At 72.0% G+C, this 25,502-nt stretch carries 19 protein-coding genes and 3 tRNA genes; 17 read left to right on the top strand and 5 right to left on the bottom strand.

Annotated elements, in window-relative coordinates; translation table 11 throughout:
* Positions 1-71 precede the first annotated feature (71 nt).
* The 4 genes from Actkin_RS31005 (at position 72) to Actkin_RS30990 (ending at position 7,372) form a co-directional block, all read left to right on the top strand.
* On the top strand, positions 72-1,400 hold the full coding sequence (locus Actkin_RS31005; protein WP_258905207.1) for a GlnX family signal transduction membrane protein: 1,329 nt from the start codon (positions 72-74) through the stop codon (positions 1,398-1,400).
* Positions 1,397-2,365: a glutamate ABC transporter substrate-binding protein gene (locus Actkin_RS31000; protein ID WP_189209284.1), complete on the top strand. Its 969-nt coding sequence runs from the start codon at positions 1,397-1,399 to the stop codon at positions 2,363-2,365. Before Actkin_RS31005 ends, Actkin_RS31000 begins: the two co-directional genes overlap by 4 nt.
* A gap of 1,262 nt (positions 2,366-3,627) precedes the next feature.
* Positions 3,628-5,808 (top strand): serine/threonine-protein kinase, encoded by a 2,181-nt coding sequence (locus Actkin_RS30995; RefSeq protein WP_258905206.1) that lies wholly within the window; start codon positions 3,628-3,630, stop codon positions 5,806-5,808.
* Between the two features lie 862 nt (positions 5,809-6,670).
* The gene (locus Actkin_RS30990; protein WP_258905205.1) at positions 6,671-7,372 is read left to right on the top strand and encodes an SDR family NAD(P)-dependent oxidoreductase; all 702 of its coding nucleotides are present in this window, start codon (positions 6,671-6,673) and stop codon (positions 7,370-7,372) included.
* Here Actkin_RS30990 and Actkin_RS30985 read toward each other — a convergent pair.
* From Actkin_RS30985 to Actkin_RS30970, 4 genes are all read right to left on the bottom strand, one after another.
* On the bottom strand, positions 7,362-8,489 hold the full coding sequence (locus Actkin_RS30985; RefSeq protein ID WP_258905204.1) for a metallophosphoesterase: 1,128 nt from the start codon (positions 8,487-8,489) through the stop codon (positions 7,362-7,364). The two genes, Actkin_RS30990 and Actkin_RS30985, sit on opposite strands and share 11 nt — an antisense overlap.
* 26 nt (positions 8,490-8,515) lie before the next feature.
* Positions 8,516-9,082 carry a PaaI family thioesterase gene (locus Actkin_RS30980; RefSeq protein ID WP_258905203.1) on the bottom strand — a complete coding sequence of 189 codons (567 nt, stop codon included), beginning with the start codon at positions 9,080-9,082 and terminating at the stop codon, positions 8,516-8,518.
* 19 nt (positions 9,083-9,101) lie between these two features.
* Complete coding sequence (locus Actkin_RS30975) at positions 9,102-10,364, bottom strand: MFS transporter (RefSeq protein WP_189210093.1); 1,263 nt, start codon at positions 10,362-10,364, stop codon at positions 9,102-9,104.
* A gap of 111 nt (positions 10,365-10,475) precedes the next feature.
* Positions 10,476-11,660: a L,D-transpeptidase gene (locus Actkin_RS30970; RefSeq protein WP_258905202.1), complete on the bottom strand. Its 1,185-nt coding sequence runs from the start codon at positions 11,658-11,660 to the stop codon at positions 10,476-10,478.
* A gap of 378 nt (positions 11,661-12,038) precedes the next feature.
* On the opposite strand from Actkin_RS30970, the gene Actkin_RS30965 reads away from it, so the two are divergent.
* Positions 12,039-12,242, top strand: a complete 204-nt coding sequence (locus tag Actkin_RS30965; protein WP_189209291.1) for a cold-shock protein — start codon at positions 12,039-12,041, stop codon at positions 12,240-12,242.
* Between the two features lie 83 nt (positions 12,243-12,325).
* Here Actkin_RS30965 and Actkin_RS30960 read toward each other — a convergent pair whose 3' ends face one another.
* A complete protein-coding gene (locus Actkin_RS30960) occupies positions 12,326-12,679 on the bottom strand; it encodes a hypothetical protein (RefSeq protein ID WP_189209292.1) in 354 nt (117 codons plus the stop codon).
* A gap of 588 nt (positions 12,680-13,267) precedes the next feature.
* Here Actkin_RS30960 and Actkin_RS30955 point away from each other — a divergent pair.
* The 12 genes from Actkin_RS30955 to Actkin_RS30900 all read left to right on the top strand — a co-directional run bounded on the left by Actkin_RS30955 (position 13,268) and on the right by Actkin_RS30900 (position 25,417).
* Positions 13,268-13,513, top strand: a complete 246-nt coding sequence (locus Actkin_RS30955) for a hypothetical protein (RefSeq protein ID WP_189209293.1) — start codon at positions 13,268-13,270, stop codon at positions 13,511-13,513.
* Between the two features lie 309 nt (positions 13,514-13,822).
* Positions 13,823-13,895 (top strand) — tRNA-Glu (locus Actkin_RS30950).
* Positions 13,896-13,909: 14 nt separating this feature from the next.
* Positions 13,910-13,983 (top strand) — tRNA-Asp (locus Actkin_RS30945).
* Positions 13,984-14,011: 28 nt separating this feature from the next.
* A tRNA-Phe gene (locus Actkin_RS30940) sits at positions 14,012-14,085 on the top strand.
* 1,018 nt (positions 14,086-15,103) lie between these two features.
* Positions 15,104-16,618, top strand: a complete 1,515-nt coding sequence (locus Actkin_RS30935; protein WP_258905201.1) for a sugar transferase — start codon at positions 15,104-15,106, stop codon at positions 16,616-16,618.
* A 27-nt stretch (positions 16,619-16,645) separates the two neighbouring features.
* The gene (locus tag Actkin_RS30930) at positions 16,646-17,704 is read left to right on the top strand and encodes a Gfo/Idh/MocA family protein (RefSeq protein WP_258905200.1); all 1,059 of its coding nucleotides are present in this window, start codon (positions 16,646-16,648) and stop codon (positions 17,702-17,704) included.
* Positions 17,701-18,705, top strand: coding sequence for an SDR family NAD(P)-dependent oxidoreductase (locus Actkin_RS30925; RefSeq protein WP_258905199.1), 1,005 nt, complete (start codon positions 17,701-17,703; stop codon positions 18,703-18,705). The genes Actkin_RS30930 and Actkin_RS30925 overlap by 4 nt, the downstream gene beginning before the upstream one ends.
* Complete coding sequence (locus tag Actkin_RS30920; protein ID WP_258905198.1) at positions 18,705-19,823, top strand: DegT/DnrJ/EryC1/StrS family aminotransferase; 1,119 nt, start codon at positions 18,705-18,707, stop codon at positions 19,821-19,823. Before Actkin_RS30925 ends, Actkin_RS30920 begins: the two co-directional genes overlap by 1 nt.
* On the top strand, positions 19,820-21,859 hold the full coding sequence (locus Actkin_RS30915; RefSeq protein ID WP_258905197.1) for a glycosyltransferase: 2,040 nt from the start codon (positions 19,820-19,822) through the stop codon (positions 21,857-21,859). The genes Actkin_RS30920 and Actkin_RS30915 overlap by 4 nt, the downstream gene beginning before the upstream one ends.
* A gap of 2 nt (positions 21,860-21,861) precedes the next feature.
* Positions 21,862-23,682 carry an asparagine synthase (glutamine-hydrolyzing) gene (asnB, locus tag Actkin_RS30910; protein ID WP_258905196.1) on the top strand — a complete coding sequence of 607 codons (1,821 nt, stop codon included), beginning with the start codon at positions 21,862-21,864 and terminating at the stop codon, positions 23,680-23,682.
* The gene (locus tag Actkin_RS30905; RefSeq protein ID WP_258905195.1) at positions 23,679-24,317 is read left to right on the top strand and encodes an acetyltransferase; all 639 of its coding nucleotides are present in this window, start codon (positions 23,679-23,681) and stop codon (positions 24,315-24,317) included. Before asnB ends, Actkin_RS30905 begins: the two co-directional genes overlap by 4 nt.
* Positions 24,314-25,417, top strand: a complete 1,104-nt coding sequence (locus Actkin_RS30900; RefSeq protein WP_258905194.1) for a DegT/DnrJ/EryC1/StrS family aminotransferase — start codon at positions 24,314-24,316, stop codon at positions 25,415-25,417. The genes Actkin_RS30905 and Actkin_RS30900 overlap by 4 nt, the downstream gene beginning before the upstream one ends.
* The last annotated feature ends 85 nt before the right edge of the window (positions 25,418-25,502 follow it).

Genomic DNA, 25,502 nt, shown 5'->3' with positions numbered 1-25,502 from the left:
GGCATAACGGGCGGATAACGCCAGGGGGAAGCGGGCGTCGTGCGGGTGATCGTGCTGTTGACTGGGACCCCGTGGGAGCACCCGTGGTGACCGAGGCCCCGCCCGAGGGGGCGCGGTCCGCCGGGCTGCGCTCCGTGACGAGGACGGCGACCACCACGCCGGGCAGGCTGTCGGTCGCCGCCGTCGGGCTGGTCCTGCTCACCGCGGTCACCGGGCTGTTCGCCGCGCTCACCCTGCAGGACAAGAAGGACACCCTCGACGACCTCGTCAGCCACCGCGAGCCGCTGGCCGCCGCGGCGCAGCTGATCTTCCGGTCGCTGTCGGACGCCGACGCGACCGCGGCGAGCGCCTTCCTCTCCGGTGGAGCCGAACCCGACGAGCTGCGCGCCCGCTACGAGTTCGACATCGCCCAGGCGGGCGCCGCGCTGGGCAAGGCGTCCTCCGACGTCGGCGCGGACTCCATGGCCGCCCAGCAGGTCGACATCCTGTCCCGCCAGCTGCCCGTCTACACCGGCCTGGTCGAGACCGCGCGGACCAACAACCGGCAGGGCTTCCCCGCGGGCGCGGCGTACCTGCGCGAGGCGTCCGGCCTGATGCGCTCGCAGATCCTGCCCGCTGCCGAGAAGCTCTACGAGATCAACTACCAGCGGCTCACCAGCGAGCAGGAGGACGCGCGGTCGTTCCCGTGGATCACCGCGCTGCTCACCCTCGCCCTGATCGCCGCGCTCGTCGTCACCCAGCTGTGGCTGACCCGCAAGACCAACCGGCTGATCAACATCGGGCTCGCCGCGGCCACGGCGGCGGTCGCGCTGGCGCTGATCTGGGGCACGGTCGCGCTGCTGGTGGAGTCGACGTACGTGCGCGGCGCCGAGCGCGACGGCTCCCAGCAGGTGGATCTGCTCGTGCAGGCCAGGATCAACTCGCTCAAGTGCCGCGCCGACGAGACGCTGACGCTGGTCGCCCGCGGTGACGGCGCTGCCTACGAGAAGGAGTGGGCCGAGCTGGCCCCGACGCTGGCGGGCGAGGGCAACCTGCTCAGCCGCGCCGCGGCCGCCGCGCCGACCCCCGAGCTGGCCGCCCCGATCACCGAGGCGGTCGCGAACGCCGAGGCGTGGGTGGCCGCGCACGGCAAGATCCGCGAGCTGGACGGCACCGGCCAGTACCAGGAGGCCGTCGCGATGGCGATCGGCGACGCCCCGGACAGCGCGGCGGTCGCGTTCGCCGCGCTCGACCGCAACCTGATCGCCGCGCTGGACGCCGGGCGCGGCGAGTTCGTCGCCCAGACCAGCCGCGCGGCCAACGCCCTGACCGGCCTGGTCCCGGGCGTCGTCGTGCTCGCCATGGTGGCGGGCGTCGGCGCCACCCTGGGCATCCGGGCCCGACTGCGGGAGTACCGATGAGGCGCGTCGCGGCGGCCGTTGCCGCCCTGGTCATGGTCAGCGGCTGTGCGACCGCGGGCACACCCGTCAACCTTGCCACGGTTACCGCGGGCGACCGGCCGCTGCCGGTCGGGGTCGAGGTCAACCCGCCCGCGACCACCGGGGCGGCGCAGCCGTCGGACTGCGACCCGACCGCAAGCCTGCGCCCCGGCGCGCTGCCGCCCCCTCGGCAGATGCCGTCGGGGTCGACCATGCAGAAGATCCTCCAGCGCGGCAGGCTCATCGCGGGCGTCGACCAGAACACCTACCTGTTCGGCTTCCGCGACCCGACGACGAACGCCCTCGAGGGCTTCGACATCGACCGGGCCAGGGAGATCGCCGCTGCCATCTTCGGCGACCCGAACAAGGTGCAGTTCCGCGTCCTGACCTCCGCCCAGCGCATCGACGCCCTGAAGAACGGCGACGTCGACGTCGTCGTCCGCACGATGACCGCGACCTGCGCGCGCTGGGACGAGATCAACTTCTCGGCGATCTACTACGTGGCCGCCCAGCGGCTGCTGGTGGACAAGTCCTCGGAGATCAGCGACATCGACCAGCTCGGCGGCCAGCGCGTGTGCGCGGCGAAGGGCTCGACGTCGCTGGCCAGGATGCGCGAGTTCCCGTCGCCGCCGGAGCTGGTCGCGGTGGACAACTGGAGCGACTGCCTGGTGCTGATGCAGCAGGGCCAGGTCGTCGGCGTGTCCACGGACGACACCATTCTGGCCGGGATGGTCGCCCAGGACCCGAACCTGAAGATGGTGGGCCCCCGCATCCACGAGGAGCCGTACGGCATCGGCATCCCCAAGGAGAACGTGGACATGGTGCGCTTCGTCAACGCGGTGCTGACCAAGTCCATCAGCAGCGGCGCGTGGCAGGCGAGCTGGAACCGCTGGCTCGCCCAAGCAGGCGGCCGAGCCACCCCCCCGACGCTGAGGTACCGCGACTGATGAACCAGTGGACCCCGCCGGGGGAACCCGAGGACCAGCGGTGGACCCCACCGCCCACCCAGTCCCAGCCCGAGCGCCCACCCGCGCCCCCCGGGAGCCACCCGCCCGCCTCCCCCCACCGCCCAGGCACCCAGCCGCCACGCCACCCCGGCCCTCCGCCGGGTGCGCAGCACCCGGGGCAGCAGGGACCGCAGCAGTCAGGTCCGGGGCAGTCAGGTCCCGGGCAGTCGGGTCCGGGGCAGGCTGGTCCACAGCAGCCGGGCTCGGGGCAGCCGGGAACTCAGCAGTCCGGTCCGCAGCAGCCCGCGTCCGGGCAGTCGGGTCCGGGGCAGTCAGGACCGCAGCAACCGGGGCCAGGGCAGCCGGGACCGCAGCACTCGGGAGCAGGGCAGTCCGGGCCAGGGCAGTCCGGACCTGGGCAGGCTGGACCGCAGCATTCCGGGGCGCAGCAGTCGGGCGGGCGGCGGCCTGGTGAGCAGTCCCAGCCCGGCATGCCGCATCCGGGTTCCGGGCATCGGCCCGGCCCCGGGCAGTCGGGCTCCACCCCGCACCCAGGCCAGCCCGGCTCGGGCGGTCGGCCTGGCCAGACGGGCTCGACCGGCCACCCCGGCCCAGGAGCACGCCCGGCCGGACCCGGTCACCCAGGCCACGGCCAGCCCGGTACATCGAGTCACCCCGCGCCAGGACACAGTGGACACCCGGCGTCGGGCCAGCCCGGTGCCCCCGGCCACCACGGGCCTGGGCAGGCCGGACATTCGGCGCCGGGGCAGCCCGGTGCCGCTGGCTTCCCTGGCCCTGGCACGGGTTCGGCAGGCCACCCGGGCCCCGGCACCGCCAGCCACCCCGGCCCAGGGACGGGAACGGCTAGCCACCCGGGCCCTGGCACGGGTTCCGCCAGCCACCCCGGCCAAGGAGCCGGTATCGCTGGCCGCTCCGGCCAAGGGGCCGGTGCCGCTGGTCACCCCGGCCAAGGAGCGGGTACCGCGAGCCACCCCGGTCCGGGCTCGGGGTCTGCCAACCACCCCGGCCAGCCGGGGTCCGCCGGTCATCCCGGCCCGGCCCAGCACGCCGGGCGGACCGGGGCTGCTGGTCACCCCGGTGCCCCCGGGCAATCCGGTCCTGGGCAATCCGGTCCCGGGCAGCCCGGTCCTGGGCAGCCCGGTGGGTGGACGCACGGGCAGCGGCCGCAGGTCGCGCCGCAGCGGCAGACTGCGCCGCCTGTGTTGGCGGCCAATGAGCCGTTGCCCACCAGTGTGCTCAACATGACCACGGTGACGCAGTACATCGTGCCGCCGAAGCCGGAGGAGCCCGCGGGCACGGCGTCCGACAGCAACCCGGTCACCGGGACCGGCGCGTTCCCCGGCACCGGCAGGCGGACGTCCTCGCGGGCGGCGGGGCGGGGCAGCTTGGGGGCCGGGCTGGTCGAGGTGCCGGTCGTGCCGGTGCGCGATCCGGCGTCGGCGGTGTTGGAAGACCCGGTCGTCGCCGAGAACAAGCGGTACTGCACCAACTGTGGTGAGAAGGTCGGTCGCGGCACCGACGGCGAGAAGGGCTCGCCGGAGGGCGTGTGCCCCAAGTGCGGGCAGGCGTTCAACTTCCGGCCCCGGCTGTACCAGGGCGACCTCGTCGCCGGGCAGTACGAGGTGCTGGGGTGCATCGCCTACGGCGGGCTGGGCTGGATCTACCTGGCCAAGGACCACAACGTCAGCGATCGCTGGGTCGTGCTCAAGGGCATGATCGACACCGGGGACGCCACCTCGATGGCCGCCGCGGTCAACGAGCGGCGGTTCCTGGCCGAGGTCGAGCACCCGAACGTCGTCAAGATCTACAACTTCGTGCAGCACCCGGATCCGTTCACCAAGGCGATGAACGGCTACATCGTCATGGAGTACGTGGGTGGGCAGTCGCTGCGCCAGCTCGCCCTGCAGCACCACCGCGACGTCGGCCGGGCCGAGCCGCTGCCGATCGGGCAGGTGATCGCCTACGGCCTGGAGATCCTGCCCGCCATGGGCTACCTGCACAGCGTCGACATGCTGTACTGCGATCTCAAGCCGGACAACGTGATCCAGTCCGGCGAGCAGCTCAAGCTCATCGACCTCGGCGCCGTGCGCCGCGTCGACGACTACGAGAGCCCGCTGTTCTTCACCGCGGGCTACGCGGCCCCCGAGTTGGCCCGCGAGGGCGCGTCGGTGGCGTCCGACATCTACACCGTCGGGCGGACGCTGGCGGTGCTCTCGATCGAGTTCGCCGGGTACACCTCGCGCTACAAGCACACGCTGCCCGGGCCGGACGTCGAGCCGCTGTTCGCGCTGTTCGGCAGCTATTACCGCGTCCTGAAGCGCGCCACGCACGCCGACCCGGCCAAGCGGTTCACCTCGTGCGGGGAGATGGCCGACCAGCTGACCGGCGTCCTGCGCGAGGTCATGGCCCTGGGCACCGGCAAGCCCCGGCCCGGCGTGTCGACCGTGTTCGGCGTGGAGACCCGCAGCTTCGGCGCCGGGCTGACCGCCGAGGGCGAGCCCGCGCTGCCCGCGCCGGACCCGCTGGAGGTGGCCACGATCCTGCCGCTGCCGCTGGTCGACACCACCGACCACGCCGCGGCCGCGCTGGCCAGCATCACCGCCACCGAGCCCGCGGAACTGGTCGCGGCCCTGTCCGCGGCGCCCCAGGACTCCGTCGAGGTGCGGCTGCGTCTGGTCAAGGCCCGGATCGAGCAGGGCGACCTGCGCGCGGCGTCGGCGGAGCTCGGCTCGGCCCGGCGGCTGGTGGTCGACCCGGCGGACTGGCGGCCGGACTGGTTCCACGGCCTCATCGCCCTGGCCGGACGCGCGCCCCAGGCCGCCCGCGAGGCGTTCGACCGCGTGTACGACGCGGTCCCGGGCGAGTTGGCCCCCAAGCTCGCCTTGGCGGTAAGCGCCGAACTGGCGGGCGACATGTTCGCCGCGGCGCGGACGTATGAGCTGGTGTGGCGGACCGACCGGTCGTATGTCAGCGCGGCCTTCGGGCTGGCGCGGGTCTACATGGCACAGGGGGCGCGGGCGAGCGCCATCGAGGTGCTGGAGGCCGTGCCGGAGACGTCCAGCCATCACGTCGCCGCCCAGGTGGCCGCCATCAAGATCAAGGCGCGGCGGGGGGAGACCGGGGTAGCCGAACAGGACCTGCACGACGCCGCAGGCCGGTTGGAGCGCCTGGCCTTGGACGCCGAGCGGCGGACGCGGCTGTCGGCGGAGGTGCTGGAGGCTGCTTACACCTGGGTGAAGTCTGGGCGGCCCGGTGGTGGGCCGCCGGGGCGGAAGGTGTTGGGGTGCGAGCTGTCGGAGAGGGAGCTGCGGTTCGGGTTGGAGCGGTGCTACCGGGCGCTGGCCCGGTTGGCGGCTACGGCTGAGCAGCGGCATGCGTTGGTGGACAAGGCGAACGCTATTCGTCCTCGGACGTTGACGTAGTTTCTCTCCGCGCGGGTTGTTTCGCGGGTGTCCGATGGTTGACGCCGTTTGTTTCGTGGGTGTCCGACGGTTGACGCGGTTTGCTTCGTGGATGTCCGACGGTTGAGGTAACGCGACTTTCTTCGTGGTGTCCGATGGGGTGAACTCGCATTCGCGGGGCCCCTAAGCGAAGCGGCGCGGCGCGGATTAGGGGCGGAGCGGCGAAGCCGTCCGCGCCGAGCGAGGGTAGCACCGCTTCGCTCCCCACGAATGCGAGTCCACCCCATCGGACAGTCGGTTGAGGCGTGTTGCGTTTGGTGGGTGGTTGCGCCGCCTCTTGCCTTGCCCCTTGCCCCTTGCCCCTTGCCCCTCGCCCCTTGCCTCTCGCCCCTCGCCCGTTGCCCTTGCTCGTGCCCGTTGCCCTTGCCCCTTGCCCTTGCCCTCGCCCTTGCCCTCGCCTTTCTCTCTCTCCCGCTTCCGCTTCCGCTTCCCACCTCCTGCTCCCTCTCCCGCTCCCTGCCGCTTCCTCCCGCTTCCTCCCGCTCCTGCCGCTTCCTCCCGCTTCCCCCCGCTTCCCCCCGCTCCCTCCGTCTCTCCCGCTTCCTCGCCCTCTCTCCCTTCCACTCTCCCTTTCCTTCCCCCCTTCTCTCGTCCTCTCTCGCCCTCTCTACCTTCTTGTCCCCTTCGTCTCCTCGCGCCTCTCCCTTCTTGGCCCCCTCCTCGGTTCCCTTCCCCTTCCCCTTCCCGCTCTCCCATCTCCCTGCCATCCCTTCGCCCTCGCTCGGCCGGGTCGTCTGGCTTCCTTTCCTCCCGTCTTCCTCTCCCGAAAATCGGTGGCCGATAGGTGCCGGCGGGTTGTTCGTCGGGCGGCGAAGCTACCTTCATGAACACTTTGGATGGCAAGGTCGCGCTGGTCACCGGAGGTAGCCGGGGGATTGGGGCGGCGATCGCGGTGGTGCTGGCCGAGCATGGGGCCGATGTGGCGGTGACCTACCGGCATGACGCGTCGGCTGTTGTGGAGGCGGTGAAGGGGACCGGACGGCGGGTGTTGGCTCTGCGGGCCGATGCCGCGGACGCCGACGCCATGGTCCAGGCCGTCGATGACGTCGTCGGCCACTTTGGACGGATCGACATCCTGGTCAACAACGCCGGTGTCGTCGGGGATCTGGACGACATGTGGGCGGTGAACGTCAAAGGCGCGTGGGTGGCGGCGGAGGCGGCTGTTCGGCATCTGCCGAGGGGTGGGCGGATCGTGAACATCGGGAGCAACCTCGCCGAGCGGGTGCCGATGGCGGGGATCACTGCCTACGCCATGACCAAGTCCGCGCTCAACAGCATGACCCACGGGCTCGCCAGGGACCTGGCCCAGCGCGGCATCAACGTCACGCAGGTCAACCCCGGTTCCACCGACACCGACATGAATCCCGCCGACGGGCCCAACGCGCCCGGGCAGCTGGGGCTGATCCCGCTGGGGCGCTTCGGCGCGCCGCGGGAGATCGCGTTGACCGTCGCCCACCTGGCCGGACCGGGCGGGGACTACATCACCGGGACGTCCGTGCTCGTCGACGGCGGGGTCAACGCCTGACCAGTTCCAGGATCGAGATGTCCGGCGGGGCGCCCACCCGCACCGGTGGGCCCCAGAAGCCCGCGCCGTTCGTCACGTAGAGCCAGGTGTCGTCCACTTTGGACAACCCGGACACCGCGGGCTGGGCCAGGGCGACGATGTGGTGGAACGGGTAGAGCTGACCGCCGTGGGTGTGGCCGGACAGCTGCAGGTCCACCCCGGCCTCCGCAGCCGACGCCACCTGGACCGGCTGGTGGGCCATCAGCACGACCGGAGCGGCCCCGTCCCTCCCCGCCAGGGCGGCGGGGAGGTCGGGGTCGTCGTCGAACGCCTGCCCCGTCACGTCCGGGATGCCCGCGAGGTCCAGCCTGCCGCCGCCGCGGGTCAGGGTCGTGCGGGTGTTGTGGAGGTAGTGCAGGCCGAGCCGCTCCAGTTCGGTCACCCACTGCTGGTGGCCGGAGTAGTACTCGTGGTTGCCCGTGACGAAGAACGTGCCCTCGCGGGACACCAGGTCGCGCAGGGGCTCGGCGGCGTGGCCGAGTTCGGCGACCGTGCCGTCGGCCAGGTCGCCGACCATGGCGACCAGGTCGGCGTCCGCCTCGTTGATCATGCGGACCAGTCGTTCGGTGTGGCCGCGGCCGAGCAGCGGGCCGAGGTGGATGTCGCTGACCACCGCGATGCGGAAGCCGGAGAACGCCGGGTCGAGACGGCGGATCGGGACCGTGAGCCTGCGGACCTCCGGCGCGCTCAGCGCCGAGACCACGCCCGTCGCGGTGATGCCGCTCGCCGCGACACCCGCCACCACCGCCGCCGAGCGGGCCAGGAACAGGCGACGGCTCTCATCCGTGGCCACCGTCCTGCGCACGGCGAACCGCGGCAGCTCCAGCACGGCCAGGACCACGACCAGATAGAACATCAACCCGAACCACAGGTACCCGGGCCAGGCGAACCACCGCGCCACGTCGACGCCGACCCGGCGGGGCAGCGCGAGCGTCGCCAGGACCAGCACCGCCAACGCCGCCAGCGCGACCGTCCCCACCCGACGCCACCGCGCCGTGCGGGTGGTGTCCTTGACCACACGCTTCCACAAATACAGGTGCAGCAGGACGACCACGGCCGCGGCGACCACCAGGAACATGCGACCAGCCTACGGACGCGGCGCGGTCAGGGGTTCAGGTCCACGGACCGCCCGAGCAGGCCCGGGTCCTCCGCGACCTTCCGCAGATCCTCCCGCCGCCCGTGGTCGATGAAGTGCTTCAGTTCCACCAACACGAACAGCGCACGCGCGCGTACGGCGATGTCGCCGACGACGCTGTTCATGCGGCCCTCCGCGCTCACGTACACCTTGCGCCCGGCCACGCCGTCGATGTGGGCGTCGATGTGCAGCACCGTGCCCACCGGGACCGGCCGCACGAAGTCGGTCTCCAGCCGCCCGGTCACCGCGGGACGGCGCAGCAGGTGGCCGACCGCCGTGCCGAGCGCCTCGTCGAACGCGCACGCGAGCAGGCCGCCGTGCGCCAGGCCCGGCGCGCCCTGGTGGGTCTCGGTCACCAGGAAGCGCGAGCGGACGGTCAGGTCCTCGCCCGCCGTGGCGCGCAGGTGCAGGCCGTGCTCCACCTCGGACCCGCAGCCGAAGCAGTACGCGTAGTGCTCGGGCAGCTCGGTGTCGGGCGCGGGCGCGTCCGGGTGGCGCGCGGGCGGTTCAGTGGGGACGGGAGGCCAGCTGTTCACTACCGCAGAGTAAGCACGGCTAGGCGGGCGCGAGGGACCGGGTGCTCGACGTGATGTGCCGCAGCGAGCGGCCCGCGGTCTCCGGCAGCAGGTAGATCGGCACTGCGGCGATGATCGCCGCGCCCATCAGGTAGTAGGCCGGGATCAGGTCGTTTCCGGTGGAGGACACCAGCTTCGTCACGATGTACGGGGCCGTCCCGGCGAACAGCGCCGTCGACAGGTTGTACCCGATGGCGAACGCGCCGTAGCGGACCTCTGTGGGGAACATCGCGGGCAGCACGGACGGGATCGTGGCCAGCAGGAAGGTCAGCAGCACGCCGATGATGGCCAGGCCGACCGTGAGCAGCGCGACATTCCCCGTGCCCATGAGCGTGAACGCCGGGATCGGCAGCAGGATGAACCCGGCCGCCGACGCGTACAGGAACGGCTTGCGCCCCACCCGGTCCGTCAGCGCCCCGATGGGCGTGATGATGAGCATCATCCCGAGGATGACGCCCATGATGACCAGCAGCGGCGTGTGCCCCTCCAGGCCCAGGGCGTTCGTCAGGTAGCTCTCCATGTAGGTCAACATCACGTAGTCGGCGATGTTGAGCAGCACGATGTAGCCGATCAGGTGCAGGATCGCCCGCCACTGCGTGCGCAGCACGGTCTTCAGCGGCGACCGGCTCACCTCGTGCTTGGCCGACAGCTCGCGGAACAGCGGCGTGTCCTCCAGCTTGACCCGCAGGTAGAGCCCGATGAGGCCGAGCGGGCCCGCGAGCAGGAACGGGATGCGCCAGCCCCAGTCGCGCATGGTCTCGTCGCCCAGCAGGACCGTGCACGTGGTGACCACGCCCGCGCCGAGGAAGAAGCCGGTCAGGGTGCCGAACTCCAGCCAGCTGCCGAGGAACCCGCGCCTGCGGTCGGGCGCGTACTCGGCGATGAACGTCGCCGCGCCGCCGTACTCCCCGCCCGCGGAGAAGCCCTGCAGCAGCCGGGCGAGGATGACCAGGATCGGGGCCAGCACGCCGACCGAGGCGTACGACGGGAACAGCCCGATCGCGAAGGTGGAGCCCGACATCAGGATGATCGTGGTGGCCAGCACCTTCTGCCGCCCGATCCGGTCGCCGAGCGGGCCGAAGACGAAGCCGCCGAACGGCCGGGCGACGAAGGCCACGGCGAGCACCGCGAAGGTGCCCAGCGTGTTGGCCGTCGGCGAGCCCGCGGCGAAGAACACCGCGCCCAGCACCGCGGGCATGAAGCCGAAGACGCCGAAGTCGTACCACTCGATGCAGTTGCCCATCGCCGACGCCGCGACGGCCTTCTTCACCGCCGTCTGGTCCGGTTCGGGCGCCTTGCCGGGTTCCACCGTGTCCACCGACCGAACGTAACGCCGGCCGGGGGAAACCGCCGGTTAGGACGCCAGCGCCGACTTGGCCTCCCACTGGGGCCAGGGGATGGTCCAGTCGTAGTAGTCGCTGTAGTCGGTGTCGAACTCGCCCAGCTTGACCGAGCTGTTGACGACCTCGACCGGGTCGCCCACCAGCACCGAGTTGAAGTAGATCTCCGCGTTGGCCGGGGACAGGTTGATGCACCCGTGGGAGACGTTCTCCCGGCCCTGCGACGGGATCGAGGGCGCGTAGCCGTGGACGAACTCGCCGTTGTTGTGGATGCGGACCGCGAACGGGACCTCGACGTCGGCGTAGTCGAACGTGGGGTTGTTCATCTCGTAGGTGCGGTGCTTGGACATCACCACGTGGATGCCGCTGCGGGTCACCCTGCGGCGGTCGGACTCCAGGCCGTAGCTGGCGGGGAAGTCGTGCACCTTCTTGCCGTCCCGGATGACGATCATCCGGTGCGACTGCGTGTCGGCCTTGACGATCTGGCTGCGGCCGATGGTGAAGGACGCGCTGACGTCGTCGCGGCCGTAGGCGCCGCCGCCGAGGTCGTGGCCGTAGACGGCCGCGGTGACGGTGACCTCGGTGTGCGGCTTCCAGTACTCCTTGGGCCGCCAGTGCGCCGCCGAGTCCGACAGCCACGCCCACCCGCCCTCGGTGGGCACCGAGGTCTCCACGGTCAGCAGGCGCTCGGCTGCGGCCCGGTCGGTCACCGGCGGCGTGAAGGTGACCTTGATCGGCATGGCGATGCCGTAGGTCTTGTCGTCGCCGACGTTGAGCTGGGCCCGGACCGTGGTCTTGGGGGTCACGGTCGTGAACTCGCCCGCGATGGGCACCCGCGCGCCGTCCTCGCCGACGGCGCTGCCCGCCCAGGTGTAGGTCTTGCCGTAGCCCAGCGGCTCGGTGACCGTCCAGGAGCTGCCGTCGGCGGCCATGGCGCCCTTGACCTGCTTGCCCGCCGGGTTCGTCAGCGTGACCGACTCCAGCCGCCCGTCCGCGACCGACACCGAGATCGGCCCGGCCGGGCCGACGCCGGTCGAGCCCATCGCGGGCGTCGCCGTCACCACGGCGGGCGCGGGCGCCTCCTCGTCAGCCGCGATCGGCGCGGGCCCGCGACCGGCCGCCTGGTCCGTGCCGCCCGTGCACCCGCCCAGCGCGAGCACCGCGACGAGACCCAGGGCCGCCCGCCTGATTGTGATCATGTTCTCCCCCACCAGCTCCACCCGAACCGCTACCGGTACGACGCCACGGCGGAGCGCCGCGTTGGCTCGGTTGGCCTGTGATTCAGGTCACTAGCGGTGGACAGAGAGGATCTTCATGTTTTGTTCCGGAAGCAATTCCGGAGAGTGCCCATTGACTTCACTCGCTTGGCCTAGTCCAAAGCCCGCAAGGCAGTAGAAGAGACCCCGTGCAGCCGATACTCTTTGGCTTGCTGGCCGTGGTTTCTGTGTTCGTGTTTCCACGCTCGCGGAACAAAACGCGGGCGGGCTGTTTCCGCTGAACTGGGGCGGGGGCGCCGCCCGAAGGCGGCCCGGGGTTGCACGGTGCAACCCCAAGCTCCTGCGATGGAGGCAGGTTTTATGGCACAGGGCACTGTCAAGTGGTTCAACGCCGAGAAGGGCTACGGATTCATCGCGCAGGACAACGGCGGCGCCGATGTCTTCGTGCACTACTCGGAGATTCAGTCGAAGGGCTTCCGGACGCTGGAGGAGAACCAGCGGGTGGAGTTCGAGGTCGGCCAGGGCACCAAGGGCCCGCAGGCGACCAACGTCATCCCGCTGTAGGGCCGTCACACAACGGTGAGCCCCCCTCGGCCTCGGCCGAGGGGGGCTCACCGCCGTCTGGGGTCATCGCACCGGGCCGGGCCTCAGCGCTGCATCTGGTACTGCTCCTGCTGGCGGGCCTCCCAGTCCAGGCGCTGCATGATCCATTCCTGGGCCAGGGCCATCGGGGAGGTGCGGCGGAAGGCGGCCAGCTCGCGCAGCTTCTCGTTGGCCGCCAGCGGCAGCCGCAGCTGGTGGACCTCTGCGGTGCCGAAGCGCCTGCCGGTCGCGGTGGTCTCGGCGTCGGACTCGGGGGCCAGGGCCGCCAGGTACGACTCAAGCTCGTGGTCGGGCAGCAGCTCGTCGGACTGCTCGCGCACCGGGGTGCGGTGGCGGCCGGTCGACTCGCCGACCGGCTTGAGGTCCGACCGGCTGCGGCCGAAGGAGGGGAAAGGCACCCGGACACGATAACGGTTCGGTTGCGGAGGCGGGCGCACTGTGAGCGCCGTCACCGCCCGCGCCTGCCCCGGACATGGAGAGGCCCCCGCGCCAGGGGGAGGAACGCGGGGGCCGGAGGGGATCTCCACAGGCGCTGACCGGGGGTGTGTCAGCACGTCGATTGTTGCACGTGCACGCGCCGTCCGGGAGGGGCCGAGACGGGAAAATTCGAGAGAAATGTTCACCTGACGTTCGTCTTGTCAGACAGGCCTTGATGCGCTAACGGTCACCCGACCTGCCCCGGAGCCGCCGCGCGGCCCGGGCGCCGGGCCTGCTCCATCGGCGAGCGCGGGCCGCCGCCCGGCTGTGACCGGGACCACGAACCGGCCACAAGTCAGCTCTCCGTGACCCCGCTGTGGCGGTCCACGGCCGCCTAGCGGCCGAACGGGTGACACGGTTGCCGGTTGACCACTATCCACTCCAGACGTCAACTGGGAACCGGGTTACACACGGCTACCCAGCGGGTAGTCCGGTTCACTCCCCAGGGGGCTGTGACCTGGGCGAGATCTCTCATAGCCTCACGCCAAACAAAAAGCCGGGGAGGCGGGATGAGCGGGTCTTTGGAAGTTCGTTCGTTTTTGCTACGCCAGGACAGCCTGGGCGGATCGGGGAATTTCTCCACGGGCGTGCCCGCGCCCCGTTCCGGCGAGGGCTCCCGGGTGACGGAGGAGCAGGTCCGACGCGCCCGACTGGCCGTGGCCTGCGGCGCGCAGGATACCGAAGACTGCCGCGAGCTGCTCGAAATGCTGGGGCTCATCGACGGGGAAGACGGCGTTCCACCCGTTCGCCGATAGCGAAATCAGGTGGCCGACCTATTTCGATCATGCGGTGTTCCCGGGCTCCGGCGGAATTGCCCGCCGGAGCCGACCGCGGGCGTTCCTCGGGGCAATTCCGGCCTGCCGTAACGCCCGCCGGTCGATCACCCGTCCGACGGAAGGCCGCGCCCGGCCGCGCCCGCCCCGCTGGCGGGCCGACCGGCCTTGGGGGCCCTGCGGGGCGTGTTTCCGCAGGTAGAGCGGTTTAGGGGGGTCCCGTTTTGGTCTTGGCGGGGACGTGTCATAAGCTATGCGTGCTCCCAGCGAACACCGGACGAGCATAGGTCGGCTCCCATCGTCTAGCGGCCTAGGACTCCGCCCTTTCAAGGCGGCAGCGCGGGTTCGAATCCCGTTGGGAGCACGGAAGTACAGCAAGGCCCTGTGGCGCAGTTGGTTAGCGCGTCGCCCTGTCACGGCGAAGGTCGCGGGTTCGAGTCCCGTCAGGGTCGCAAGTTCTGGTGTCTGTGGCCGGAGCTAGGCCAGGTAGCTCAGTTGGTACGAGCGACCGCCTGAAAAGCGGTAGGTCGGCGGTTCGACCCCGCCCCTGGCCACGTCCTCGGGCGACCTGTGTCCACGGAAAGCGTGGACCTGGTCGTCCGTCGTCGTTTCTGGGGGCCGAGCCCCCAGGCCCCCACGGTGCGGTCGGTGGCCGACCCGGCGTGGTTGCGGGTCGGGGTGGGTCGTTGGTCTGCCTGGTGCGGTGGGTGGTGGGTCTCGCGGCTTGGCTGGCTGGCGGCGGTGGTGGGTGATGGCTGGTAGTTGGGGGCCTGCCTGCTTGGTGTGAGTCGGGTTCCGTCGTTCGGTTGATTGCTTCCAGTCTTGGCTGGTGTCATCCGGCTTGGGTCTGGCGCCTCTGCTTGGGGCCGGAGACCGCTGCCGATGGGCGCGGCTGCTCTCCGGGGGCCTCCTGCCTCTGGGCGTCTCCTCCGGCTCGTCTTTGGGGCTGGCCTGTCCCCCTGGTCGTCTTGTCGCGGTCAACCGTCTTGTGGCTCGGTTGCTGGTATCTGCCGTCCTGGCTGTTCGTGGTCCGTCTGCCGTCGTGGATCCTGCTGCGTGCCGTGTTCGCTCGGTTTCCCTGCTCGTCTCCCTTTGTGTTGCACGTCACATGTGTTGAGGGAGGGGCGGAGCAATTTGCGAAGTGCGGGTGTCCTAGTGGGGGTGGGGCCGGGTGGCGGGGGTGCGGGGTGGGCCGACGGGGGGTGTGACGTAGTCGGCTTTGGCGGTGGGTGACGGAAAGTGATCATTCCGTCCGTCCTGTGGAGACTGTCGTTTGTGGTCCGGCTGACTACCGTGAGCAGCCGGTTTCGTGGGCTCGGTGACGGTTCGGTGAATGGCGAAGCTACTCAGGGTGTAGCAAAGCGGGTACCGAAAGTTTTGTTGGGGGATGGAGTCGGCTGGTTCCTGACTCTGTGTGTAACGGCGCTGGGTGGGGGAGCGAATCAGGTAGCGCGACCCGAGATCGACGGAGACCGTCGGGAGCTGGGTCGACCCAAGAGATTTGCCTGGTTCGGGACTTCGGGGAGCCGCCCGCGCCAGCGCGCCCACACCGGCCTAACCGGGGGATGAACAATGCGTGACCAAGTTGGGTTCCCGCGTCGAAGACCAGTCACCTGGCCCGCACCGCCGCAGCCTCGGCGGGCGCGCGGGTCCGGTCTTCCCGCGGGCGAGCCCTCGTTCCCGCCCGTCGCGGGGTGGGAGCCGCGGTATCGGGCGGGGGTCCTGCTCGCCGATCTGGCTGCCATCGCCACCGGCGCACTCGTCGTCGGCGGCGCCGTCACCGCCTACGCGCGGCCAGGCGAGCCGCTGGTGCATCCAGTGACCTTCGTCACCTTCTTCGTGCTGCTCGGCGCCCTCGCCGTGAACCGGGTCTGGAACTCGGCCGTGCTCGGGCACGGCGTCGAGGAGTTCCGGCGCGTCGGACGCGCGTTCGTGGCGGGCGCGGTCGTCCTCGCCCTCGCCGGGCTGCTGTTCGACGTCGACCGCATGCGGCCGTGGGTCTTCGTGGTCGTCCCCGCGACCGCGATGCTGGTGTTCCCCCTGCGGTACGCGCTGCGGCAGCTGCTGCACCGCAGACGACGCGAGGGCCGCTGCCTGCTCCCGGTCATGGCCGCGGGCAGCACCGAGACGCTGCGCGACCTGATCACCCGCACCCGCAACACCCCGTACCTGGGCTGGCGCGTCGACGCCGTCTGCACCACCGACGGCCGCGGCGACGACGACAACGAGCTGGAAGGCGTCTCCGTCGTCGGACGCCTGCACGACCTGGCCACCCACGCCCGCCGCGGCGGCTACCGGATCGTCGCGGTCACCCCGGACCAGTACTGGACGCCCAAGCGGCTGCAGCAGCTGGCCTGGAACCTGGAGGGCAGCGGCGCGGAGATGGTCGTCGCGCCCGTCCTGATGGAGGTCGCCGGGCCGCGCCTGCACGTCGACGCGGTGCTCGGCATGCCGCTGCTGCGCGTGTCCGCCCCGTCGTTCACCGGCGTGCGGCGCGTGGTCAAGGACGTGTTCGACAAGGTCGGCTCGTTCGTGCTGCTGGCCCTGCTGGCCCCCGTCATGGTGGCGGTCGCGCTGGCGATCAAGCTCGACAGCCGCGGCCCGGTGTTCTACAAGCAGCGGCGTGTGGGCAAGGACGGCCGCGAGTTCACCATCGTCAAGTTCCGCACGATGGTCGTCGACGCCCACCGGATGGTCGCCCAGCTCGCCGACCGCAACGAGGGCCACGGCCTGCTGTTCAAGATGCGGCACGACCCGAGGATCACCCGCGTGGGCGCGGTGCTGCGCCGCTACTCCATCGACGAGCTGCCGCAGCTGTTCAACGTGCTCGCGGGCCCGATGTCCCTCGTGGGACCCCGGCCGCCGCTGCCGGAGGAGACCGCCCGCTACGCCCCCGACGTGCGGCGCAGGCTGCTGGTCAAGCCGGGCCTGACCGGCCTGTGGCAGGTCAGCGGCCGCAGCGACCTGCCGTGGGAGGAGGCGGTCCGGCTCGACCTGCGCTACGTCGAGGACTGGTCGCTCGCCCTCGACGCGGTGATCCTCTGGAAGACCATCCGGGCCGTGTTCTCCGGCCAAGGCGCTTACTGACCGCTTCTGTTGATAGGGGATCTCACCGTGGGAACCATCGGCCTCGCCGTGATCGGCGCCGGGTACTGGGGACCGAACCTGGTCCGCAACGCCCAGGCCACACCGGGTCTGCGCCTGGAGTACCTGTGCGACCTCGACGCCGACCGCGCGCGCCGGGTCCTGGGCGGCTACTCGACCGTGCGGGTGTCGGACTCGCTCGACGAGGTGCTCGCCGACCCGGCCGTGCACGCCGTCGCGATCGCCACGCCCGCCAAGACGCACCTGCCGGTGGCCATGGCCGCCCTGGAGGCGGGCAAGCACGTGCTGGTGGAGAAGCCGCTGGCCGCCACCTACGCCGAGGGCCGCGAGTTGGTCGAGGCCGCCGAGCGCCGGGGCCTGACCCTGATGCTCGACCACACCTACTGCTACACCCCGGCCGTGGCGCACCTGCGCGAGCAGATCCGCTCCGGGGCGCTGGGCGACATCCAGTACCTGGACTCCGTGCGCATCAACCTCGGCCTCGTGCAGCCGGACGTGGACGTGCTGTGGGACCTGGCCCCGCACGACCTGTCGATCTTCCTGTCGATCCTGCCCGACGGCGTGGTGCCGCTGTCGGTGGCCGCGCACGGGTCCGACCCGATCGGCGCGGGCCGGGCCTGCGTGGCGCACCTGACGCTGCAGCTGTCCGACGGCGTGATGGCGCACGTGCACGTGAACTGGCTGTCCCCGACCAAGATCCGCACGATGGTGATCGGCGGGTCGGCCCGCACGATCGTCTGGGACGACCTCAACCCGAGCCAGCGCCTGGCGGTCTACGACCGGGGCGTGGACCGGGTGGCCGACGACATCGGCCCGGAGACCAAGGCGCAGACGCTGGTGTCGTACCGGACCGGCGACATGGTCGCGCCCGCACTGCCCGAGCGGGAGGCGCTGCGGGCGGTGATGGCGGAGTTCCAGGCATCCATCGCGGAGAGCCGTCCGCCGCTGACGGACGGACGACAGGGGTTGAGGGTGTTGTCGATCTTGGAAGCCGCCTCGGCGTCGCTGGCGCAGGGCGGGGCGTTCATGCCGGTCCTCGGCGAGTTGGTCGCGGAGGTGTCTGCGTGAGCGGGTACGCACAGCCGATCGAGGGCCAGCGGGCGCTGGTGACCGGCGGCGCGGGGACGATCGGGTCGGCAGTGGTGGACCGGCTGGTCGCCGCGGGCGCGGCCGAGGTCGTCGTGCTGGACAACTTCGTGCGCGGCCGCAGGGCGAACCTGGCCGCGGCGAGCGAGGCCGCGGGCGACCGGCTGCGCGTGGTCGACGGCGACATCAACGACCGCGCGCTGGTCGGCGAGCTGACCCGGGGCATGGACCTGGTGTTCCACCTGGCCGCCATCCGGATCACCCAGTGCGCCGAGGAGCCGAGGCTGGCCCTGGAGTGCCTGGTGGACGGCACGTTCACCGTCATCGAGGCGGCGGCGGAGCACGGGGTCAAGAAGCTTGTCGCCTCCTCGTCGGCCTCGGTGTACGGGCTGGCCGAGGAGTTCCCCACGACCGAGCGGCACCACCCGTACAACAACGACACCTTCTACGGCGCCGCCAAGGCGTTCAACGAGGGCATGCTGCGCAGCTTCAAGGCCATGAAGGACCTGGACTACGTGGCGCTGCGCTACTTCAACGTCTACGGCCCGCGCATGGACGTCCACGGCCTCTACACCGAGGTGCTGATCCGCTGGATGGAGCGCATCGCCGACGGCAAGGCGCCGCTGATCTTCGGCGACGGCGCGCAGACGATGGACTTCGTGCACGTGCACGACATCGCCCGCGCCAATCTGCTGGCCGCCCGAGCGGATGTGACGGACACGGTCTACAACATCGCCTCCGCTGAGGAGACCAGCCTGCTGGGGCTCGCGCAGGCGCTGCTGTCGGCGATGGACTCCGACCTCGGCGTCGAGCACGGCCCGGAGCGCAAGGTCAACGGCGTGACCCGCAGGCTGGCCGACATCTCCGCCGCCGACCGCGAGCTGGGCTGGCGCCCGGAGATCAAGATGGCCGACGGGCTGCGCGACCTCGTGGCCTGGTGGCGTGCGGAGAAGGCCGCTGCCGAGAACGGGGCGGCGGGCTGATGGCCATCCCGGTGATGAAGCCGCTGCTCGGCGAGGCCGAGGCGGCGGCGGTCGCCGAGGCCGTGCGGTCGGGCTGGGTGGCGCAGGGGCCGAGGGTGGCCGCCTTCGAGAAGGCGTTCGCCGAGCGGGTCGGCGCGGGCCACGGCGTTGCCGTGTCCAGCTGCACGACCGGCCTGCACCTGTGCCTGCACCTGCTGGGCGTCGGCCCGGGCGACGACGTGGTGGTGCCGTCGCTGTCGTTCATCGCCTCGGCGAACGCGGTGCGGTACTGCGGGGCGAACCCGGTGTTCGCCGACGTCGACCCGGTGACCGGCAACCTGACCGCCGAGACGGTCAAGGCGGCGCTGACCGAGCGGACCAAGGCCGTCATGGTCGTGCACCAGGCGGGCGTCCCCGCCGACATCCCGGCGATCCGGGCGGTCGCTGGCGAGGTCCCGGTGGTCGAGGACGCCGCGTGCGCGGCGGGGTCGACGCTGCACGGGCGGCCGGTCGGCAGCGGCGCGCTGCTGGCGGCGTGGTCCTTCCACCCGCGCAAGCTGATCACCACCGGCGAGGGCGGCATGGTGACCACCGACGACGCCGAGTGGGCCACGCGCCTGCGGAGGCTGCGCGAGCACGGCATGAGCGTCTCCGCCGCCGACCGGCACGCCTCCGGCGGCGCGGTCGTCGAGTCCTATGTGGAGACGGCGTTCAACTACCGGATGACCGACGTGCAGGCCGCGATGGGCCTGGTGCAGCTGGACCGGCTCGACGGGATCGTCAAGCAGCGGCGCGAGCTGGCCGCCCGCTACCACGACCTGCTCGCGCCGCACGGCCTGTCCGCGGTGACCGACCCGGCGCACGGCACGACCAACTTCCAGTCGTTCTGGGTGATGCTGCCCGAGTCCGCGCCCGGCCTGCCCGAGGTGCTGGCCGCGCTGGCCGCGCGGGGCGTCTCGGCCCGGCGCGGGATCATGGCCGCGCACCTGGAGCCCGCCTACGAGGGCCACCCGCACGGCCCGCTGGCCGTCACCGAGCGGATCGCGCTGCGGTCGGTGATCCTGCCGCTGCACCACGAGCTGACCGACGACGACCAGCGGCTGGTCGTGTCGGCGCTGGTCGAGGCGGTGGGCGGGTGAGGCCCGTCGCGGTGGTCATCGTGACCTACAACAGCGCCGAGGTCATCGCCGACTGCCTCGCCTCGCTGCCCGCCGCGCTCGACGGGGTGGACGCGCGGGTCGTCGTGGTGGACAACGCCTCCACCGACGGCACCGCCGAGGTCGCCGCCGCTGCCGACCCGGCCGCCAAGATCGTGCACCGGGCGGACAACGACGGCTTCGGCGCGGGCGTCAACGCGGGCATCGGCCACGCCGACGGCTGCGACGTGCTCGTGCTCAACGCCGACGTGCGGCTGGCGCCCGGCTCTGTCGCGGTGTTGCAGCGCGCGCTGCGCCCGGCGGGCATCGCCGTGCCCAAGCTGACCGACGAGGAGGGCCGCGTCCAGCACTCGCTGCGGCGCGCCCCCACCAGCCTGCGCACGCTCGGCGAGGCCGTGCTCGGCGGCACGCGCGCGGGCCGCTGGCGGCTGCTCGGCGAGACGGTCACCCACCCGAGGGCCTACGAGCGCGCGGGCGAGCACGACTGGGCGACCGGCGCGGCCTGGCTGGTCTCCCGGGAGTGCCTGGACGCGGTCGGGCCGCTGGAGGAGCGGTTCCTGCTGTACTCCGAGGAGACCGACTTCATGCTGCGCGCGGGCCGGGCGGGCTTCGCCACCCGGTATGAGCCCGCCGCGACCGCCGTGCACCTCGGCGGGGAGTCCACGACCTCGGCGCGGCTGTGGTCGCTGGTCGTGACGAACAAGGTACGGCTGCACCGGGAGCGGTTCGGCGCGCTGGCCGCCGCGGGCATGTGGCTGGCGGCGATGGCCGACAGCCTGATCCGCGCCGCGCGCGGCTCGGCCCGGCACCGGCAGGCGGCGCGGGCGCTGCTGACCATGCCCCGCTGGCCCGCGCCGCTGGACGGCGACGGCCCGCCCTACCTCTGCTTCTCCGCGCAGGACTGGTGGTACCACAACCAGGCGCACTCGGACTTCCAGCTGCTCACCCGCATCGCCGAGCACCGGAAGGTGCTGCTGGTCAACAGCATCGGACTGCGGATGCCGACGCCCGGCCGGAGCACGCAGGTGCTGCGCCGGATCGCGCGCAAGGCCGCGAGCGTGGCCAAGCTGGTGCGGCGGCCGCTGCCGGACGTGCCCAACTACCACGTGATGACGCCGCTGCCGCTGCCGTTCTACGGCAACCCGGCGCTGCGGAAGCTCAACGCGGTTTTGGTGCGCGCCCAGGTGCGGGCGGTGTCGCTGGCGCTGGGCATCCGCAACCCGGTCATCGTGGCGACCATCCCGACCGCGTGGGACGTGGTGGAGCCGATGAAGCGCCGCTCGCTGGTGTTCAACCGCTCCGACCGGCACTCGGCGTTCCCCGAGGCCGACCAGCGGGCCATCGCCGCGCTGGAGGCCAAGCTGCTCGCGGGCGCCGACCACGTGCTCTACGTCAGCCGGTCGCTGCAGGCCGAGGACGCGCCGGTCACCGGAGAGCGGGCGCACTTCCTCGACCACGGCGTGGACCTCAAGCACTTCCAGCGCCGCGACACGCTGCCCGCCGACCTCGCGGCCATCCCGGGTCCGCGCATCGGCTTCTTCGGCGGCCTCGACGACTACCTGGTCGACTTCGACCTGCTGGAGCGGCTGGCCGAGGACATCCCGGAGGCCTCGCTGGTGCTGGTCGGGGACACCTCGATCTCGATGGAGCGGTTCGAGCGCCACCCCAACATCCACTGGCTCGGCTTCAAGCCCTACGCCGAGATCCCCGCCTACGGGTCGGGCTTCGACGTGGCGATCATGCCGTGGCTGGACAACGACTGGATCACCCACGCCAACCCGATCAAGCTCAAGGAGTACCTGGCGCTCGGGCTGGCCACGGTGAGCACGGACTTCCCCGAGGTCCGCCACTACGCCGACCGGATCACCGTCGTGCAGGGCCACGACGCGTTCGTCAAGGCCGTGCGGGACGTGCTGGAGACCGGCGGGCTGTCCACGCCGGAGGGGCGCAGGGCCTCGGTGCTGTCGGCGTCGTGGGACTCCCGCGCCCGCCAGCTCATGGACCTGGCGGAGGGATAGCCATGTGCGGCATCGCCGGATACCGGCGCCTCGACGGCGCCCCGGCCGACCCCGGGGTGCTGGCCGAGATGGCCAAGGTCCTGCACCACCGCGGCCCGGACGACGCGGGCACGTGGGCCGATGGCCCGGTCGGGTTCGCCCACACCCGGCTGTCGATCATCGACCTGGGCGCGTCCCGGCAGCCCATGTCGGCCGGGGACGTGCACCTGGCGTTCAACGGCGAGATCCTCAACTACCGCGAGCTGCGGTCCGGTGTGGACTACCCGTTCCGGACGTCCGGCGACACCGAGACGCTGCTGGCGGTGTACCTGCGCGACGGTGTCGACGGGGTGCGCCACCTGCGCGGTCAGTTCGCGTACGCGGTGTTCGACGGGCGCACGCAGGAGCTGCACCTCGTGCGCGACCGGCTGGGCATCCTGCCGCTGTACTACTACCGCGACGACAAGGTGTTCGCGTTCGCCTCGGAGATCAAGGCGCTGTTCCCGGTGATCGGGCGGCCCGGGGTCGACCGGGCGAGCCTGCACGACTACCTCGCGCACCGGTCAGTGCCCGCGCCGCACACGCTGGTCGAGGGCGTGCGGAAGGTCCCGCAGGGGCACCGGCTGACGCTGGGCCGCAACGGGCAGGTGCGGCTGCGCGCGTACTGGGAGCTGCCGGTCTCCGGCACCCGCCCCACGCCCCCTGACGAGGCCGTCCGGCTGGTGTCCGACGCCTTGGACGCCTCGATCGCCGACGCTCTGGTCGCGGACGTGCCGGTCGGCGCCTACCTCTCCGGCGGCATCGACTCCAGCCTGATCACCGCGCTGGTGTCCAAGGCCAGGCAGGGCGAAGGACTGCACACCTTCAGCGCCGGGTTCGGCGACGAGCGGGTGGACGAGGTCGCGTGGGCGCGCAGGGTCGCCGGGATCGTCGGCAGCGAGCACCACGAGGTCACCGTCACCGCCGAGGACTTCCGCGACTCCTGGGCGCGGCTGAGCTGGCACCGCGACGCGCCGCTGTCCGAGCCCGCCGACGTGGCGGTGTTCCGGCTGGCCGAACTGGCCCGCCAGCACGTGAAGGTGGTGCTGTCCGGCGAGGGCAGCGACGAGCTGTTCGGCGGTTACCCCAAGTACCGGTACGCGGGCGTCACCCGGTGGGCGGGGCTCGCCGCCGGGCGCGGGCTCGTCCTGCCGAGGGTCGAGCGGTCGCTGCCCGCGTCCAAGGCTCGGCTGGGGGTGGCCGTGCGGGCGCTGGCCGAGCCGTCGGCGGCCGAGCGGATGCGCGGCTGGTTCGCCCCGTTCACCACCGCCGAGCGCACGGCGCTGCTCGGCGGCCCGGCCAGCCGGCCTGCGCCCGAGGCGTACCGCCGCGGCCGGGGCGACGCGCTGCGCCGCATGCTCTACGCCGACTCGCACGCCTGGCTGGCCGACAACCTGCTGGAGCGCGGCGACCGGATGTCGATGGCGGCGTCGCTGGAGCTGCGCCCGCCGTTCCTGGACCACCGGCTGGTCGAGCTGGCGTTCGCGCTCCCGTCCGCGGTGAAGGTGCGGGGCGGGGTGACCAAGTGGGTGGTCAAGGAGGTCGCCCGCAGGCACCTGCCCGACGACGTGGTGGACCGGCCCAAGTCCGGGTTCAAGGTCCCGCTGGACGCCTGGTTCCGCGGCGGCCTGCGCGACATGGCCGCCGACCTGCTGACCGGCCCGTCGTCCTTCGTCGCCGACGTGCTCGACGCGGCCGCCGTCCGCAGGCTCGTCGACGACCACAACTCCGGCGACCGCAACGAGCAGCCCAGGCTCTGGACGCTGCTGTCCCTTGAGGTCTGGCACCGGGAACTGACCCGATGACCCGCCCCCTGCTGCTGGTCGGGGCGGGCGGGCTGGCGCGGGAGGTCCTGGCCGCCGCCCGCGCGCTCGGCGCCCCCGTCCTCGGCATGCTCGACGACGACGCCGCCCGCTACGGGACCACTGTGGACGGCGTGCCGGTGCTCGGCGGGCTCGACCTCGTGCACGACCACAGCGACGCCGCGGTGCTGCTCTGCGTCGCCAACCCCGCCCGACCCGCGGGCCGGGCCGCGGTGGCCGCTCGGCTCGGGCTCCCCGACGAGCGCTACGCCACGCTGGTCCACCCGGCCGCCTCGGTCGCCCACGGCGCCGAGCTCGGCGCGGGCACGGTCCTGCTGGCGGGCGCGGTCATCACCGCGCCGCAGCGCGTCGGCAGGCACGTGCTGGCCATGCCGCACGTCCTCATGACCCACGACGACGAGGTCGGCGACCACGCCACCCTCGCGGGCCGGGCCACCCTCGCCGGGAACGTCACCGTCGGCGAGTCGGCCTACCTGGGCGCGGGCGCGCTGGTGCGCCAGGGCGTCCACATCGGAACCGAAGCGGTCGTCGGCATGGGCGCGGTCGTGCTCGCCGACGTGCCCGCGCGCCAGACCTGGGCGGGAGTCCCGGCCCGGCTACTCAAGGAGAACCCATGACCATCCCGCTTGTCGACCTCGCCGCCCAGCACGCCGCCGTGGCCGACGAGGTCGCCGAGGGCTGGGCGGCCGTGCTGGCCAGGACCGCGTTCGTCGGCGGCCCGCAGGTCGCCGAGTTCGAGGCCGAGTACGCCCGGTTCGCGGGCGTGGACCACTGCGTGGGCGTCGGCAACGGCACCGACGCCATCGAACTCGCCCTGCGCGCGCTCGGGATCGGCCCCGGCGACGAGTGCGTGCTGCCCGCCAACACCTTCATCGCCACCGCCGAGGCCGTCGCCCGCACCGGCGCGACACCCGTGCTGGTCGACTGCGACCCCGACACCCTGCTCATCGACGTCGAGGCCGCCGCCGCGGCGGTCACCACCCGCACCCGCGCGGTGCTGCCGGTGGACCTCTACGGTCAGGCAGCGCCGATCGAGCAGCTGCGCGTGCTGCTGCCCGCCAACGTGGCCGTCGTCGAGGACGCCGCGCAGTCGCAGGGCGCGACCCGGCACGGCGCTGTCTGCGGCTCGCTGGGCGACATCGCCGCCACCAGCTTCTACCCGGGCAAGAACCTCGGCGCCTACGGCGACGCGGGCGCGGTGACCACCGCGCGCGCCGACCTCGCCGAGCGGGTCCGGCTGCTGGGCGCGCACGGCTCGCCGCGCAAGTACGAGCACCCCGTGCTCGGGTTCAACAGCAGGCTCGACACCCTGCAGGCCGTCGTGCTCTCGGCGAAGCTGCGCAGGCTCGACGGCTGGAACGCCGCGCGCCGCGCCGCCGCCGAGCGCTACACCGCGCTGCTGTCCGATGTGCCCGGTGTGGTCACCCCGGTCGTCGCCGACGGCAACGTGCCCGTGTGGCACCTGTACGTCGTGCGCGTGGCCGACCGCGACACCGTGCTCGGCAAGCTGCACGCGGCCGGGATCGGCGCGGGCATCCACTACCCGACCCCGGTGCACCTGACCGGCGCGTTCGCCGGGCTGTGCTACGGCAGGGGCGACTTCCCGGTCAGCGAGCGGGCCGCGGGGGAGATCCTGTCGCTGCCGCTGTTCCCGGAGATCACCGTCGAGCAGCAGGAGCGGGTCGTCGCCGAACTGGCCGACGCGGTGCGGGCCTGACCATCCGGGGGGTTGTCCCGTTGTTCACCAACCGGTCGTCTTATTAGGACAGTGGCGGGAAACCGCAGGTCAGAGCCGATATGAC

Source organism: Actinokineospora sp. UTMC 2448 (assembly GCF_024760565.1).
In the GTDB taxonomy this organism is placed as follows: domain Bacteria; phylum Actinomycetota; class Actinomycetes; order Mycobacteriales; family Pseudonocardiaceae; genus Actinokineospora; species Actinokineospora fastidiosa.
Note: the sequence above shows the minus strand (reverse complement) of the source record. Positions and strands in the feature narration are given on the sequence as shown.